The organism is Streptomyces sp. NPDC126499 (assembly GCF_040302485.1).
Classification (GTDB): Bacteria; Actinomycetota; Actinomycetes; order Streptomycetales; family Streptomycetaceae; genus Streptomyces.
The window spans coordinates 180,512-195,842 of the sequence record NZ_JBEOUO010000011.1 but is presented as its reverse complement, the minus strand read 5'-3'; the positions used below and the strand labels follow the sequence as shown (position 1 = coordinate 195,842).

The 15,331-nt window shown below is 74.3% G+C and carries 17 protein-coding genes; 11 read left to right on the top strand and 6 right to left on the bottom strand.

Going from position 1 to position 15,331, the window contains the following annotated elements:
- The first annotated feature begins 158 nt into the window (after positions 1 to 158).
- The 3 genes from ABTZ91_RS18935 (at position 159) to ABTZ91_RS18925 (ending at position 2,655) form a co-directional block, all read left to right on the top strand.
- Entirely contained in the window at positions 159 to 1,415 is a 1,257-nt protein-coding gene (locus ABTZ91_RS18935; RefSeq protein ID WP_352078305.1) for an ROK family protein, read from the top strand.
- A 114-nt stretch (positions 1,416 to 1,529) separates the two neighbouring features.
- Positions 1,530 to 2,036 carry a DinB family protein gene (locus ABTZ91_RS18930; protein WP_352078304.1) on the top strand — a complete coding sequence of 169 codons (507 nt, stop codon included), beginning with the start codon at positions 1,530 to 1,532 and terminating at the stop codon, positions 2,034 to 2,036.
- 157 nt (positions 2,037 to 2,193) lie between these two features.
- The gene (locus ABTZ91_RS18925) at positions 2,194 to 2,655 is read left to right on the top strand and encodes a pyridoxamine 5'-phosphate oxidase family protein (protein WP_352078303.1); all 462 of its coding nucleotides are present in this window, start codon (positions 2,194 to 2,196) and stop codon (positions 2,653 to 2,655) included.
- Between the two features lie 89 nt (positions 2,656 to 2,744).
- Here ABTZ91_RS18925 and ABTZ91_RS18920 read toward each other — a convergent pair whose 3' ends face one another.
- Positions 2,745 to 3,119, bottom strand: coding sequence for a hypothetical protein (locus ABTZ91_RS18920; RefSeq protein WP_352078302.1), 375 nt, complete (start codon positions 3,117 to 3,119; stop codon positions 2,745 to 2,747).
- Between the two features lie 177 nt (positions 3,120 to 3,296).
- On the opposite strand from ABTZ91_RS18920, the gene ABTZ91_RS18915 reads away from it, so the two are divergent.
- The gene (locus tag ABTZ91_RS18915) at positions 3,297 to 4,748 is read left to right on the top strand and encodes a carboxylesterase family protein (RefSeq protein ID WP_352078301.1); all 1,452 of its coding nucleotides are present in this window, start codon (positions 3,297 to 3,299) and stop codon (positions 4,746 to 4,748) included.
- A 12-nt stretch (positions 4,749 to 4,760) separates the two neighbouring features.
- Here ABTZ91_RS18915 and ABTZ91_RS18910 read toward each other — a convergent pair whose 3' ends face one another.
- Positions 4,761 to 5,561 (bottom strand): metallophosphoesterase, encoded by an 801-nt coding sequence (locus tag ABTZ91_RS18910; protein ID WP_352078300.1) that lies wholly within the window; start codon positions 5,559 to 5,561, stop codon positions 4,761 to 4,763.
- Positions 5,562 to 5,849: 288 nt separating this feature from the next.
- Here ABTZ91_RS18910 and ABTZ91_RS18905 point away from each other — a divergent pair, with 288 nt between their 5' ends.
- Positions 5,850 to 6,545 carry an RraA family protein gene (locus ABTZ91_RS18905; protein ID WP_352078299.1) on the top strand — a complete coding sequence of 232 codons (696 nt, stop codon included), beginning with the start codon at positions 5,850 to 5,852 and terminating at the stop codon, positions 6,543 to 6,545.
- Between the two features lie 336 nt (positions 6,546 to 6,881).
- Here ABTZ91_RS18905 and ABTZ91_RS18900 read toward each other — a convergent pair whose 3' ends face one another.
- Positions 6,882 to 7,322, bottom strand: a complete 441-nt coding sequence (locus tag ABTZ91_RS18900; RefSeq protein ID WP_352078298.1) for an OsmC family protein — start codon at positions 7,320 to 7,322, stop codon at positions 6,882 to 6,884.
- A 65-nt stretch (positions 7,323 to 7,387) separates the two neighbouring features.
- Positions 7,388 to 8,173 carry a type 1 glutamine amidotransferase gene (locus tag ABTZ91_RS18895; RefSeq protein ID WP_352078297.1) on the bottom strand — a complete coding sequence of 262 codons (786 nt, stop codon included), beginning with the start codon at positions 8,171 to 8,173 and terminating at the stop codon, positions 7,388 to 7,390.
- A 238-nt stretch (positions 8,174 to 8,411) separates the two neighbouring features.
- Between ABTZ91_RS18895 and ABTZ91_RS18890 the strand changes: the two genes are divergently transcribed.
- From ABTZ91_RS18890 to ABTZ91_RS18880, 3 genes are all read left to right on the top strand, one after another.
- Positions 8,412 to 8,768: a hypothetical protein gene (locus ABTZ91_RS18890; protein ID WP_352078296.1), complete on the top strand. Its 357-nt coding sequence runs from the start codon at positions 8,412 to 8,414 to the stop codon at positions 8,766 to 8,768.
- Between the two features lie 80 nt (positions 8,769 to 8,848).
- The gene (locus ABTZ91_RS18885) at positions 8,849 to 9,268 is read left to right on the top strand and encodes a hypothetical protein (protein WP_352078295.1); all 420 of its coding nucleotides are present in this window, start codon (positions 8,849 to 8,851) and stop codon (positions 9,266 to 9,268) included.
- The gene (locus tag ABTZ91_RS18880) at positions 9,265 to 9,528 is read left to right on the top strand and encodes a hypothetical protein (RefSeq protein WP_352078294.1); all 264 of its coding nucleotides are present in this window, start codon (positions 9,265 to 9,267) and stop codon (positions 9,526 to 9,528) included. The genes ABTZ91_RS18885 and ABTZ91_RS18880 overlap by 4 nt, the downstream gene beginning before the upstream one ends.
- Positions 9,529 to 9,617: 89 nt before the next feature.
- On the opposite strand, the gene ABTZ91_RS18875 is transcribed toward ABTZ91_RS18880, so the two are convergent.
- A complete protein-coding gene (locus tag ABTZ91_RS18875) occupies positions 9,618 to 10,322 on the bottom strand; it encodes an NAD(P)-binding domain-containing protein (RefSeq protein WP_352078293.1) in 705 nt (234 codons plus the stop codon).
- Positions 10,323 to 10,639: 317 nt separating this feature from the next.
- Between ABTZ91_RS18875 and ABTZ91_RS18870 the strand changes: the two genes are divergently transcribed.
- The 3 genes from ABTZ91_RS18870 (at position 10,640) to ABTZ91_RS18860 (ending at position 14,201) form a co-directional block, all read left to right on the top strand.
- Positions 10,640 to 13,030, top strand: coding sequence for a molybdopterin cofactor-binding domain-containing protein (locus tag ABTZ91_RS18870; protein ID WP_352078292.1), 2,391 nt, complete (start codon positions 10,640 to 10,642; stop codon positions 13,028 to 13,030).
- 43 nt (positions 13,031 to 13,073) lie between these two features.
- Positions 13,074 to 13,553, top strand: coding sequence for a (2Fe-2S)-binding protein (locus tag ABTZ91_RS18865; protein WP_352078291.1), 480 nt, complete (start codon positions 13,074 to 13,076; stop codon positions 13,551 to 13,553).
- A gap of 78 nt (positions 13,554 to 13,631) precedes the next feature.
- Entirely contained in the window at positions 13,632 to 14,201 is a 570-nt protein-coding gene (locus tag ABTZ91_RS18860; protein ID WP_352078290.1) for a dihydrofolate reductase family protein, read from the top strand.
- A gap of 242 nt (positions 14,202 to 14,443) precedes the next feature.
- On the opposite strand, the gene ABTZ91_RS18855 is transcribed toward ABTZ91_RS18860, so the two are convergent.
- The gene (locus ABTZ91_RS18855) at positions 14,444 to 15,145 is read right to left on the bottom strand and encodes a FadR/GntR family transcriptional regulator (RefSeq protein ID WP_352078363.1); all 702 of its coding nucleotides are present in this window, start codon (positions 15,143 to 15,145) and stop codon (positions 14,444 to 14,446) included.
- Positions 15,146 to 15,331: the final 186 nt, after the last annotated feature.

Genomic DNA, 15,331 nt, shown 5'->3' with positions numbered 1-15,331 from the left:
GCGCGCGGAATTAATTCCGCAGAGGAAGTAAAGTGCGTGCCGACCGGCCTGCCAAGAGGGCATCGGGGGCCGGCGGAGGTTATCCACAGGTTCCCCGCGCGGTGGCCGGCGGTGGTTGAATCGGCCCACCAGCGCGGCACGTCCGAGACGAGACACGCATGAGCCTGACCCCGCACGCCCCCCGACCGACCGGCGACGGCCGCCGCGAGACCAACGCGGCCACCGTCCTGCGCACCGTGCTCGACCACGGACCCGTGGCCCGCAGCGCCATCGCCCGGATCTCCGGACTCAGCCCGGCGGCCGTCTCGCGCCAGGCCACCGATCTGCTCCGCCGCGGCCTGCTGCGGGAACTGCCCGAGCGCCCCGACCCCGCGGGCCGGGGCCGCCCGCAGATCCCCGTCGACCTGCACCTCGGCACCGGCGCGGGCCCCGTCGTGGGCGGAGTCCACCTCGGAGTGCCCGCCTCCACCTTCGGCCTGGTGGACCTGCGCGGGCGGATCGTCGCCCGGCGCGGCTTCGGACACGAGCGGGCCGACCCGCGGACCCTGCCCGCCCTCGTCGCCCGGGAGTTGCGCGCCTTCCTGGCCGAACACGTCGGCGCACGCCCGCTGCTCGGCGTCGGCGCGGCCGTCGGCGGCTGGGTGGACCCCGACCACGGGCGGGTGGTCCGGCACGACGCCCTCGGCTGGTGGCATCGCCCGCTCGCCGCCGAACTCACCCGGGGCCTCGCGGGCCTCGGCGGCATCGGAGAGGCCGGTGGCCCCCGGGTCCGGGTCGACAACCATGCCCGCGCCGTCGCCCAGTCGGAGATCCTGTTCGGCCGCCCCGAAGCCCGCCGCAGCCTGGTCCATCTCTTCGTCGGCAACGTGGCCGACGCGGCCCTCGGCATCGCCGGGGTCGTCCACCAGGGCCCCGGATCCGCCGCCGGCGACGTGGCGCACCTGCCCGTACCGGATTCCACCGTCCCCTGCCCGTGCGGGCGGTCCGGCTGCCTGGAGGCGACCGTGTCCGACCGGACGCTCGGCGAGACCGCGTACCGCAGGGGCATCGTGCCCGAACCCGACTCCTCCCTGCTCGTGGACGCGGCGGCGACCGGAGACCGGCGCGCCGACCGGCTGCTCAGGGAACGGGCCCGCGCCGTGGGACGGGCCGTCGCGCTGCTGCTGGACGTCCTCAACCCCGATCTGGTGGTGGTCACGGAGCAGGCCAGCCTCCTGGACCCCGGCTATCTGGAGGAGATCCGCGGAGCGGCGGTGGACCTCTCGCACGTCTGCGACGACCCCGAGCGGATCGTCGGCCCCCACGCGGGACCGTCCGCCATGCCCGTCGCGGCCGGTACGGTCCTGCTGCACCCCCTGTTCAGGAACCCGCTGCAGGGCATCGAAGGACTCACGGCTCCGGCCGGCCCGCCGTAGGACGCGTCACACGGTCGACCCGAGGTCCGCTCCGACCGCCGTGTGCACGCGCTTCGGGGCCGGCGGCCCGAAAATCCCCGGGCCACCGGCCGCGCCCGCCGGCAGGATGCCCGGATGAGACGAGACCTCCGGACCCCGCCGCCCCGCACCGCCGACGAACGCGCCACCCTCACCGCCATGCTCCAGTTCCAGCGCGACACCCTGGAGTCGAAGTGCGCGGGGCTCACTCCCGAGCAGCTGAGGACCCGGGCCGTCCCCCCCTCCGGACTGTCCCTGCTCGGCCTGGTGCGGCACGCGGCCGAGGTCGAACGCGGCTGGTTCCGCAATGTGATCAACGGCGAGGACAGCCGCAGCCCCTGGACCCCGCCCGGCTCCACCGACTGGGCCGACTTCGACGTGGACGACGCCGATCCTGACGAGGCCTTCGCCGTCTGGCACGAGGAATGCGCCCGGTCCCGCGCGATCGTGGCCGCCGCCCCCTCCCTCGACATCACGGGAAGCCTCGACGAGGAGACGTACTCGCTGCGCTACGTCCTCGCCCACATGATCGAGGAGTACGCGCGACACAACGGCCACGCCGACCTCCTGCGCGAACGGATCGACGGCAGCACGGGCGAATAGCGGGCATGCTCACGCTGCGGCCGAAGCCGCTGATGGGCGCCAGGGCGTCGGGACGCCTGGGCGCTTGGGCGGCAGGGCAGCAGGGCGACGCTCCGTCTCCGGGCGTAGGACCTGCGCCCCATGCGCACAGCGAACCCGCTGACTAGGGTCGACCCCCATGCCAGCTACGAAGATCACTCGCCGCACCACGGCGGAGCGCACGCGGGACACCCTGCAACGTCTCGACGCGGAGCGCGACATATGGGTGTCGACAGCTCACCCCGACCACGGCCCGCATCAGGTGCCCCTGTGGTTTCTGTGGGACGGGCAGGCCGTGTGGATGTGCACCAGCGCGGACTCCGCGACCGCGCGCAACGTACGTGAGGAACCGCGCGTACGGCTGGCGCTGCCGGACACCTTCGACGTGGTGCTGCTGCAAGGGGAGGCGACGTGCCATCCCGCGCAGGAGGTGCCGGAGGATGCCGCGGACGCGTTCGCGGGCAAGTTCGGCTGGGACCCGCGTCTGGAGGAGAATCCCTTCCTGTACCTGCGCGTGGCGCCGCGGACGGTGCGGGCCTGGCGCGGAACACCGGAACTGCGGGGCAGGGTCGTGATGCGTGAGGGGGCGTGGCTGGAGTAGCACGGCCGCCGTTCGCATGCGCCTGCCTCATCCGGCGCGCCGCCCGGAGGCCGCGCCCGCCCGGAGGCCGCGTCCGGCCCGGAGCACCGCTAACGGAGCGAGCCGTAGGCGTCCGTCACGCAGTCCGCCGAGCATCGGCCTCGCTCGTAGGCGTGCCGCAGCGCGGCGGCCGCGTGCTCGCGGACGACCTCCTCGTAACCGAAACGCTCACGGGCGAGCCGTACGACATCCTCGACGGTGACGATCGTCGGCTCGCCCCGCCCCGCCGCCTCCCGCGCGGCGTCGATCGCCAGGTCCGCGGAACGGGTCAGCGCCCGTACGTACGCCTGCCAGGCCAGCGCCCGCGCCCGGCGCGGCGCGAGCGGGCGCGTCGCCCGGCCCTTCCAGCGCGCACCGGCCGCCATGAGCACGGCACCGGTCACCACCACCAGGACGCCGACAGCGGCGTCGGGACTCACGTTCACAGGGCCTGCCTTCCCTGCCGGGGCCGCGCCGAACCGGACGCGAGGCGGGGCGCTTCGGCGGCGGTGCGCGCGGGGCCTTGGGGTTCGTCGTTGACACGTGTAAATTGACGCGAGTCCCGCTGCCCGCAGCACCGCGCCGCCGCGCTCCCCGCACCGGCCAGGCCAGGAAGGCACGCCATGTCCCCCGAGTCCCCCCTCGTGACCACGACCCTCGGCCCGGTTCGCGGCGAACGGCGGGCCGACGGAAGCTGCCGCTTCCTCGGCATCCCCTACGCCGAACCGCCCGTCGGCGCCCGCCGCTTCGCCGCGCCCGTGCCGCCCCGACCGTGGACCGAGCCGCTGGACGCCACCGCGTACGGGCCGACGGCCCAGCGGCGCCCCTTCGCCGAGGTGACCACCATCCCGGAGCCGTCGGTGCCGGGGGCGGGCGTGCTCAACCTGAACGTGTTCACGCCCGAGCCCGACCCGGAAGCCGGGCGTCCGGTGCTGGTCTGGATCCACGGCGGCGGCTACGTCGCGGGCTGTGCCGCCAGCCCCTGGTACGACGGGGCCGCGTGCAACCGCGACGGCGTCGTCCTCGTCTCGCTCGGCTACCGGCTCGGCATCGAGGGCTTCCTCCACCTGGAGGACGCGCCCGACAACCGTGGCGTACGGGACTGGATCGCCGCCCTGGAATGGGTCCGGGACAACATCGCGCGCTTCGGCGGCGACCCGGCCAAGGTGACCGTCGCCGGACAGTCGGCGGGCGGCGGCGCCGTCCAGACACTGCTGGCCGTGCCTTCCGCGCAGGGACTGTTCCGCGGTGCGCTCTCCGTCTCCGGCGCCGTCATGCGACCCGACGGACCCGAGGTCGCCCGCGCCGTCTCGCGCCTCTTCACCGCGCGCACCGGCCTCCCGGCCACCGCCCACGCGCTCGAGGACCTCGGTGACGACGAACTCCTCGACCTCCAGGACCGGCTCGGTGCCCCCGGGCCGGACCGCGAGGGGCTGCCGCCGATGCTGTCCCTCGGGCCCTACGCCGACGGCGAGCTGATCCCCGCACCGGTCCTGGACGCCTTGACGTCGGGCGACGCGGGCGCGGACGTCCCGCTGATGCTGGGCTTCACCGCCCACGAGTTCGACATGGCCCCCGCCCCGGGACCGGACGGCCCGCCCCTGCCGGTCCTGCTCGGCGGACTCGGTCTGGCCGGGGACCGGGTGGCCGCTTTCACCGAGGCGTACGCCGACACCGATCCCGCCTCCCTCTTCGGCAAGGCCCTCACCGACGTGACCTTCCGCGCCCCCTCCCTCGCCGTGGCCGACGCCCGCGCCGAGCGCGAACGGCCCACCTGGCTCTACCAGTTCGAGTGGACCTCGCCCGTCGGCGGGAGGGCCTTCCACTGTCTCGACCTGCCCTTCGCCTTCGACCTCCTCGACGCCGAGGGCGTCGAGGCCGCCGCCGGAACCACCCCGCCCCAGACCCTCGCCGACGCCCTGCACCGCGCCTGGGTCGCCTTCGTCACCGCGCAGGACCCGGGCCCGGACTGGCCCCCGTACACCGCCGCCACCCGCACCACGAAGCTGTGGAACACGCCCCCCGCCACGGCCGGCGACCCCCTCCGCGCGGTCCGGGAGATCTGGCTCGACTGAGAAACCCGCCGCCTACGCCATGGTGCGGCGCGCGCCGGAAGGGTTGCCGAGCGGGACGCTCCGGTAGTGCGTGGTCAGGCGGCCGTCGTGGGAGAGGAGATGGAACGCGAGCGACGGGGCCATCTCGTCCCGGTACACGTAGTCCGACGGGCCGGCGGTCTGCTCCCACGGCAGCTTCGAGGTCGACACCACGCCCGGCGCCACCAGGAGCGGGCGGCCCGCGAACGTCGTGGCCGCGGCGGTGTGGGAGTGACCGCAGAGGAAGGCGGTGACGGAGGGGTGGCGGCGGACCAGTTCGGCGAGACGGTCCTCGCCGAACTGGCGGATGCCGTCCACGAAGGGGATGCCGAGCGTCGCCGGCGGATGGTGGAAGCCGACGAAGACCGGCGTGCCCTCCGGCGTCCGCGCCAGTTCCGCCTCCAGCCAGGCCAGCGTCTCGTCCTCCAGGAGCCCCTCGTCCTTGCCCGGCACCGACGAGTCGCAGAGCGCCAGGACGAAACCGTCCGCGCGCAGCATCTGGTTCACCGGCGCCTCCGGGGACGACGGCTCGGCGCCGAGCAGCACCCGGCGGAAGGCGTCCCTGCGGTCATGGTTGCCCGGGCAGGTGAGCACCGGGTGCCGGGAGGTCAGGACGTGGTCCCGGATCCAGCGGTACTCGGACTCCGTTCCGTGGTCGGCGAGATCGCCCGTGACGATCACCGCGTCGAAGTCGTACGCGAGCGAGTCGAGGAACTCCATGGTGGCCCTCGTCCGCTCCCTGCTGCGCGGTCCGCCGTCGACATGGATGTCACTGAGGTGCGCGATCACGATCACGGCTCTTCCCCTTCACGGTCCGGCCCTTGGGCGGTTTCGTTCCTCACCGAGCGGAACGTATCCCGCCCTACGTGGTCCGGCTCTCGGGCGGTTTCGTTCCTCACCGAGCGGAACGCATCCCGCCCTTCGTGGTCCGGCCCTCGGGCGGTTTCGTTCCTCACCCAGCGGAACGTATCCCGCTCCCTGCCCCCGCCGCCCGGGCCAACCGCCGGGCAATGGCCCTTTTCTGACGCAGCGACCGGGCTAGCCTCGCATCGACGCGTACCGCCCCGCCGAAGGGACCAGGCCATGCACAAGAGGTTCGCCGAACTCTCCACTCCGCTCGTCGCCGACGCCTGCGTACGCCTCGGGGTGCCGCTGCGGGCCGCGCCCGCCGGCGTCCTGCCGGTGGTTCCCGGTCACCGTGTCGCCGGGCGGGCGCTCCCCGTGCAGCACTACGGCAGCGTCGACGTCTTCCTGGAGGCCTTCACCACCCACGCCGCCCCCGGCGATGTGCTCGTCATCGACAACGAGGGCCGCAGGGACGAGGCCTGCATCGGCGACCTCGCCGTCCTGGAGGCCCAGGCCGCCGGCCTCGCGGGCGTCGTCGTGTGGGGCCTGCACCGCGACACCACCGACCTGGTCGAGATCGGCATGCCGGTCTTCTCCTACGGGGCCCACGCGCCCGGCCCCGTACGGCTCGACCCGCGCGGGCCGGAGGCACTGCGCACCGCCCGCTTCGGCGAGCACACGGTCGGCGCCGACGATGTCGTCCTCGCCGACGACGACGGCGTGCTGTTCGTGGCGGCCGACCGGGTCGAGGCGGTACTCGACACCGCTGAGACCATTTTCCGCACCGAGCGGAACCAAGCCCGGCGGATCCGGGCGGGGGAGACCTTGCGCGACCAGACCCGTTTCGACGACTACCTCCGACGGCGGGCGGGGGACCCGGAGTACACCTTCCGCCGACACCTGCGCGGGATCGGCGGCGCCATCGAGGAGTAGGGCCGCCCCCGGACGGCGCCCCCGCGGCCGGGGCGCCGCCCCCGCGGCCCGGACCCGGCCCCCGCCGTACGGGCCGCCGGCCGGACCCTGTGGCCCCTCGGGACCTAGGCCCCATCGGCCCCGAGCCCTGGCCCCCGGCCCCGAGCCCTGGCCCCCGGCCCATCGGACCTGGCCCCCAGCTCCACCGGCTCCGGGCCCCTCGGCCCCACCGGCCCCGAGCCCCGGCCCCGGCCCATCGGACCTGACCCCTCGGCCCCACCCCGGACCCGGCCCGGTCCATCGGATTTGCTTTCGGCCCCACCGGCCCCGGCCTGTCCGGTCACCGCCCCGCCCGGCTCAGCCCGCGCGGAAGCCGGTCGTCCCGTCCGGCAGCAACGCCTCCACCTCGGCGCCGTGCTCCACGGTGCGGCTCACCGTGCAGTGCTTCTCGTGGGTGAGCCGCACCCCGCGGGCGAACACGTCCGCCGCCCGCGGGTTGTTGTCGGGCAGCTCGAACTCGTAACTGACCCTGATCCGCCCGATCCGGCCGTCGTCCTCCGGGCCCGAGACGCCCTCCACCACGATCCGCAGGTCGTCGTGGTCGACGGCCCGCGCCGTGCGGTCGATGACCAGTCCGCCGCAGCCGCCCATCGCCGCGAGCAGGAGCTCGACGGGCGTGAACGACGGCTGGGCCGCCTCGTCGTCGGCCGCCGCGATCCGCACCTCAGCGCCACGGTCGTTGCGGGCGGTCCAGGTGCGGTATCCGGTGCGGAGGGTCTCGATCCGGTAGTCGGCCATGACGGCACTGCTCCTCGGTACGGGGACGGCGTGCGGCACGCGAGCGCGTACGCACCCCCATCCCATCACCCCCGCCCGGCGGGTGCCCGCACGGGCACGCCCTCCCGCACGGCCACGCCCTCCCGTATGAGGGCCCCCCACGCCTCCGCCATCCCTCCCCACACCGCCCGCAGCGCCGGCTCCGCCTCCCGTACGGAGGCCACCGCGCAGGCCGGGTCACCACCGGCCGCGCGCACCCGCGGCCCGTCGACGGAGGCCCAGTCGGCGACCGCGGCGGACAGGACCTCCGGGTGGAACTGCACGCCCCACGCGCACGGGCCGACGCGGAAGGCCTGGTACGGGCAGTCGTCACCGGTCAGCAGCGGCACCGCCCCGGGTGGCAGCCGCTCGACCTCGTCCCAGTGCCATTGGGCGGCCGGTGTCCCGTCGGGCACCGTGCCGAGCAGCGGATCGTCGTCGGCGCCGGGCAGTCGGCGCAGCGGCACGACGCCCACCTCGGGCCCCCGCGAGCGGAGCGTGACGCGCCCGCCCAGTGCGTGCGCCATGATCTGCCCGCCCAGGCAGATGCCCAGGAGCGGGATCCGGGCCTCGACGGCTTCCCGTACCAGTGCCCTGACCCGTGGCAGCCACGGAGCGGCGGTGTCGTCCTCGCAGTTCGGCGCGCCACCGAGGACGAGCAGTCCCGCCCAACCGTCCAGGGACTCGGGCAGCGCCTCGCCCCGCCATGGATGGTGGACCCGTGGATCGAGCCCGGCCAGGCGGAGCCGTTCGCCGACGAGTCCGGGCCCGGCGTCGGCCTCGTGCTGGACCACCAGGACCCGGGGTCCTGCGGGGTGCGTCGCTTTCGTCACCGTCGTTCCACCTCCACGATCCGTCGCGGCGAAGGGGGCGTGCTGCTCCGAGAGTGACCGAAGAATCGTTCCTGTGAGGGTGGTTCGAGAACTTCGGACGGTGCCGGCGCCCGGCACGCGGCGTACGCGGGGCATGCGTACGCGCGGACGTGCGCGCGGGGCACTGAGTACCGGCGGCGCGGCGGACTGAGTACCTTGTCCCATGTCCCGGCCCCGGCGCCGCTGATGGACTGTCGTCATGACCGACGACGCCCCGCGCACCGCAGCCCGCCCCCTCCGCCACGTCACCGCCACGGCCACCGCCACCGGTTCGGCGCTCGCCGTGGCGCTGCTGCCGGTCGTGGTCGGCGCGCTCCTCGCGCGTTCGGTGGGCGGCGACCCGATGGCGTCCGTCAACGCGCTCATCGCGGGCGGCGGTCAGCGAGCCAAGCTCTCCCGCGCCCAGCTGCGCGGCTGCGGCGACCGGGCCGTCGCCACGGCCCGCGGGGTCTGGTGCCGGTCCGCGCGGCGGGTCGGCACCAGGCACTGCCGGGCGGCCGAGGAGACCGCCTCGACGACCGGTGACGCGGTGCGCGCGCCGTCCGCGTGCCGGTAGACACGAAGGGACTGCCGACCCGCCCCCGTGCGTGGCAGCCTGGTCGACACCAGGGCGGTCACGGCAGGGGAGCGGGGGAGATGGATCAGACGGTCGTCGCGGCGGTCACGTGCGCGGAGCCGTGCGGAGACTGCGGCGCGGAACGGGAGTGCCACGGTGTGCAGGCACTCGTCGACGGCCGGCTGCGGTGGGACACCGAGCTCGACTGCGCGGCCTGCGGATCCCGGCTCACCGTCTGCGGAGGCGCCCTCCCGCCCGAGCGGCGGGCGCAGCTGCTCGCCGAGCACGGCGCCACCGCACTGCGAGTGACCGGACCCGCGGCGAGCCGTGTCGCCGTGATGCGGGTGCTACGAGCCGAGCTCGGCCTCGACCTCGCCTTCGCCAGGGCCATGGCGCGCCAGGTCCTGGAGGGGGAGTGCTCCGGGACACGGCCCGAAATGGAGCGCCTCGCCCGCGCGTTGCGCGTCTCCGGTGTGGCCGCCACCGCGACGGGACCGTGACTCCCCCCGGCCGCTCGCACGTCCGTCGTACGGTTCGCCGCGCCGCGCGGCGAACCGGCTACCCGGGCAACGAGAACCCCACCGGTGAGGGAGAAGCCCGACTCTGGGCCGGCCCGGGCGGCGCGGAGGCCATCGCCGCCACGGTCGAGGACGTCTCCTGCGAGCGGAAGGTCAACCTCGTGGGCCTCGGGACCGTCACCGACACGGCCTGCCAGAAGCACACCGCCACCTGGCTCGCCCTCGCCGCCGCCCTGTCCTGACCGACCGCCCGCGACCGCTCCCGCGCCCCAAGCCCGGGTCGGGCACACCGCCCGCCGGCCCGAACTCCCCGCAGCCTCCCCGGAGTCCGTCAGCCGCGGAACGCGGCCGGGCGCTCCGGGGAGGCGTCCGCCAGGGCCTGGCGGACCGCGTCCACGCCCGCCCGCAGCCCGTAGACGGGCGTGTCGGGCTGCTGGCGCCAGGAGTCGTCGATGCCACCCGCGTCGACCGTGTCGAAGCCGAGCTCGTCGATGAGGGCGCGCACCGTCTTCTTCGCCACCTCGTCGTCGCCCGCGACCGGCAGGGCGATCCGCTCGGGGTCGCCGGCCGGCCGGGGACGGTCCAGGATGTCCTCGGCGTAAGTGCCGTTGAAGGCCTTGACCACGGGATGGCCGAGCTGGCGCTCCGTCCAGCGGCTCTCGGTCAGGCCCTCGTCCTCGATGGCGGCGATACGGCCGTCGCGCTCCCGCGGGTAGTAGTTGTTGGTGTCGATGACGACGAAACCCTCCGCCGCCCCGTCGAAGAGCCCGGCCGGCAGGTCCGGGATCGCCTTCAGGGGAACGGTCACCACCACGATCTCCGCGCCCCGCGCGGCCTCCGTCGCCAGGACCGGCTTGGCGCCGGTCTCCTCCGCCAGGTCCGTCAGGGTGTGCGGCCCCCGGGAGTTGGCGACGGACACCTCGTGCCCGAGGGCCGTGAGACGACGGGTGAGGTTGCCGCCGATGTTGCCTGCCCCGATGATGCCGATCTTCATGGCCGTGCCCTCCACGTGCGAACTTCCGGGTCTGCGAGCCATGACGGGCGGTAGGAGCAGCCCGTCATGCTCCTTGCCCAACCGGCACCGCCCACGGGCCATTCCCGGCTCCGACCACGCCATTCCCGGCCCCCGACCGCGGGCCGTCCCGGCGACGTGCCCCCCGGGCCGTTCCCGGCGATGTGCCCCCGGGCCGTTCCGGCGACGTGAGGGCGCGGCGCGGCCCTCGTGAAAGCTGCGCCGTTTCCGCCCCGGCGCAGGGCCGTTCGGGTGATGATCCACTCGCCAACACTCGGCCGCACCCGGCCACCCGGCCGCACCGAGACCGACTCGGACCCGTCGTCGAAAGGGCAGCGCCCATGGAAGCCCAGGACCCCGCCGCACCTCCCGCTCAGGATCCCGCCGCACCCCCCGCCCAGGACCCCGCGACGCCGCGCGGCATCGGCCGCCGTCGGTTCCTCGGCTACGTACTGGCCGCGCCGACGCTCACCGTCGCCGCCCGCGTCGGCGTGGACGCCCTCGAGCCCGCACCCGCGGCGGCGGCCGTGCCCGCCGCGGCACCGGGCGTCGTCCCGTCCCTGCCGGGACCCGCCGAGATCCTCGACCTCAACGACCTGCTCACCGCCGCCACCCTGCCCACGGCGAACCTCATCACCATCCGCCTCGACCCCGACGGCACCGCCCACTTCGCGCTGCCCCGCGCCGAGGTCGGCCAGGGCGTCACCACCTCCACCGCCATGATCATCGCCGAGGAACTCGACCTGCCCCTGGACCGGGTCCGGGTCACCCTCGCCGACGCCCGCCCCGAACTGCTCTTCAACCAGCTCACCGGCGGTTCCAACACCACCGTCTCCACCTTCACGCCCGTCCGGGTCGCCGCCGCCGTCGCCCGCGGCCGGCTGCTGCGCGCCGCCGCCCTGGAACTCGGCGCCGCCATCGACACCCTCACCACGAAGGCCGGAGTCGTCACCTCCGCCGCCGGCATCCGCCTCACCTACGGCGAACTCGCCGTCAAGGCCGCCGCCGTCACCGACACCGCGGTCGCCGTCACCCTCAAGGACCGCGCGGACTTCCGGGTCATCGGCACCGCCCAGCGCCGTATCGACGCCCTCGCCGCCGTCACCGGACGCAAGACCTTCGCCATGGACGTCCAGGTGCCCGGCGCGCTGCCCACCATGGTCTGCCGCCCCCCGACGATCAACGGCACCGTCCGCTCCGTCGACAACCTGGCCGAGGTCGCGGCCATGCCCGGCATCACCGACGTCGCCACCGTCTCCACCGGCGTCGCCGTCCGCGGCCGGACCTTCGGCCAGTGCATCGACGCCGTCCGCGCGCTGAAGGTCACCTGGGGACCGGGCACCGCCGAAGGCGCCTCCGACGCCACCGTGCTGCAGAAGCTGCGCCGCGCCGAACTCCCCCTCGTCGTCCCGCCCCTCGACCTCCTTACCAAGGCCGTCGACGCCCGCTTCACCTTCCACTTCGCCAGCAACGCCGCCCTGGAGACCAACTGCGCCGTCGCCGACGTACGGCCCGGGTCGGCCGAGATCTGGGCCAGCCTCAAGTCCCCGATCGTCGCCCAGGAGAAGATCGCGCTCCGGCTCGGGCTTCCGGTGAGCGCCGTCACGGTCCACGTCACGGAGGGCGGCGGCTCGTTCGGCCGCAAGCTCTTCCACGACGCCGCCGGCGAGGCCGCCGAGATCTCGAAGGCGATGGGCAAGCCCGTCCGGCTGATGTGGCACCGCACCGACGACTTCCGGCAGGGCCGTACGCATCCCATGGCGATCTCCCGGGTCCGTGCCACGTACGCGCTCGGCGAGGTCCTCACGTACGAGCAGCGGCACACCTCCGTCGCCACCGACTTCGGCCACGGCGTCGGCGAGATCATCACCTCCCAGGCGGCGCGGCTGCCGGTCGCGGACCTCACCCTCTCCGAGACGATGTTCCAGCTCACCCAGTCGAGCCCCTACCACTTCGGCGTGACCACGCAGCTCCTGAACGAGGTCGACCACGGCTTCAACACCGGCTCCATGCGCAACATCTACTCGCCCAACGTGCGCTGCGCGCAGGAGCTCGTCGTCGACGAGCTCGCCCGGCGGACGGGCCAGGACGCCCTCGCGTTCCGCCGCCGCTTCCTCAAGGACGAGCGGGCCCGCGCCGTCCTCGACAAGGTCGCCGAGATCGGCCGCTGGGGACGGCCCATGGCGCCCGGCACCGCGCAGGGCATCGCCGTCCATCCCGAGTACCACGCCTTCGTCGCCGTCCTCGCCGAGATCGACTGCCGTCCGGAGACCACCGGCAGGAGGATCCGCGACGCCTACACAGGTCCGCGCGTCACCAAGGTCGTCTGCGCCGTCGACGTCGGACTCGCCGTCAACCCGCGCGGCCTGGAGGCCCAGATGATGGGCGGCATCATCGACGGTATCGCCCTCATCCTCACCTCCAGCCTCCACCTGCAGGACGGCCGCTTCCTGGAGAGCAGCTGGGACAACTACTTCTACACCCGGCAGTGGAACACTCCGCCCGAGCTGGAGATCGTCGTCATGCCGTCGACCACCGACGAGCCCGGCGGCGCGGGCGAACTGGCCGTCGCCGCCGCGAGCGCCGCCGTCGCCTGCGCCTACGGCCGGGCCACCGGCAGCATGCCGACCAGCTTCCCGGTCAACCACACCGCGCCGCTGTCCTTCACCCCGGCGCCCGCCGTCCCGCCGATCCCCGCCTCCCCGACCGACGCGCGCGACCGCGCCCTCTGAGCCGTCGCCGCCCCCGGCCCCCCTTCGAGAACCAGGAGCCACCGTGCCCCAGCACACCTTCATCCTCAATGGCAAGGCCGTCACCGCCGAGGTCGAGGACGACGTCCGGCTGCTCTGGGTGCTCCGGGACGTCCTCGGCGTCACCGGACCCAAGTACGGCTGCGGCGTCGGCGTCTGCCAGGCCTGTACGAGCCACCTCAACGGCAGGGCGTTCACGCCCTGCTCCGTCCCGGTCAAGGACCTCGACGCCACCGACGAGGTCACCACCATCGAGGGCCTGCCCGCCACCGTCGGCCGGGAACTGCACCCGATGCAGGAGGCCTGGCTCGACATCGACGTCGCCCAGTGCGGCTACTGCCAGCCCGGCCAGATCATGACCGCCGTCGCGGCCGTACGGCGCGCCCACGAGGCCGGACGGGAGATCGACGAGGCCGACCTCGACCAGATCCGCAATATCTGCCGCTGCGGAACCTATAACCGTATCCGTGAGGCCATCAAGGAGGGCGCCCGCCGCATGGTGTGAGCCGGTACGCTCCCTCGCACCCGCAGCGCAGCACACCGCACCGCAGCGGCCTCCGCGACGAAAGGGAGCGTGCCGTCCATGCCCGGAAAGATCGTCCTGTTCGCCGGCGTCTCCCTCGACGGCTACATCGAGGGAGAGGGCCATGACATCGACTGGCACCAGGTCGACGAGGAACTGCACCTCCACTTCAACGAGGAACTCGCCGCCATGGGCGGCTTCCTCAGCGGGCGCCGCACCCACCAGCTGATGGCCGACTTCTGGCCGACCGCCGACCAGGACCCCGACCTGAGCCCCTCCATGCGCGCCTTCGCCGAGATCTGGCGCGCCAAGCCGAAGACGGTGTACTCCACCACGCTGCGGCACGCCGACTGGAACACCACGGTCGTGCCCCGGGTGGACCCGGCCGAGGTCCGGGCCCTCGCCGAGGCGGCGGACGGCGACCTCACCCTCAGCGGCGCGACGCTCACCACCGCCTTCCGCGAGCACGACCTGATCGACGCCTACCAGATCTACGTCCACCCGGTCCTCGTCGGCCGCGGCACCCCGCTCTTCCCTCCACTCGACCACGCCACCACCGTCCTGCGCCTCGAACGGACCCGGACCTTCGGGAACGGAGTGGTGCTGATGCGCTACGAGCGGCGCCGATAGTCCCCCGCGGTCCCCCGCGGGGGTGTCCGGCCTGCAGGCGCCAGCCGCCGGCAGGGCCGGCGTCGCCCCGGGCGACGTGGAGCGGGCCGCCCCGGACGGTACGGGTCCGGGGCTTCCGCTCCCTCCCGGCGCGGTCCACTCCCTCCCGGCACGGTCCGGTCCCGTCGGCCGGACCGCTCCCTCCCGGCCGGTCCTGCCCCGTCGTCCGGACCGCGCCGGCGGCTCACGGGTCCCTTCGCCGGTCAGCCGGCGTGGCCGGGGGAGAGCAGCAGCTGGAGCGTGCCCTCCAGTTCCGCGCTCGCGAGCCGGGCCGCCTCCTCCGCGTCACCCGCCTCCACCGCCGCGACCAGCGCGGCGTGCGACTCCTCTCCGGTGCGCGGGTCCTTGTCGCGCAGCGCGAGCAGGTCGAGCAGATCGATCAGCCCCTGCCGCAGCGCGGGCGCGAACTCCTCGAAGAGATCGGTCAGGACGGGGTTGTGGGCAGCCGCCACCACCGTGGAGTGCAGGCGGATGTCGGCGTCGACGAAGCCCGCGTCGTCGCCGTCCGCCGCCGCGCGCCGCCCGGCAAGGGCTTCGCGCATCGCGTCGATGTCCGTGTCCGTGCGGCGCAGCGCGGCGAGCCGCGCCGCCTGCACCTCCACCAGCATCCGCACCTCGTAGACATCGGTGACCGAGGCCCTCCGCAAGCGGGTCGGCCAGTCCTCCACGGGCCGGGTCGCCGTCACGAACACCCCGGCGCCCTGACGTGGCTGCACGAGCCCCGCCCCGGCCAGGGCGCGCAGCGCCTCCCGGACGGTGGAGCGTCCGACGCCCAGCTCCTTCGCAAGCGTGGTCTCGCCCGGCAGTCGGGTGCCGACCGGCCAGTGGCCGGCGGTGATCTGCTCACGCAGCCGCTCGGCCGCCTGCTCGACGAGGGGGCTGGGACGCAGGGCGCCGAGGGGCATGGGAGTCACCTGATCCTCCGGTCGTTCTCCGGATCGCGGGCGGTCCGGATCGCGGGCGGTTCCGGACCGTGAGGGTCCGGATCGCGAGAATCTCTCGGGGAGAAACTATCCCGGGAACTTGTCTGAGGAGTACTTGTCTGAGGAGCTGAGGAGTGGTTAGGCTGCTGGACATGATCGTTCGCGGGC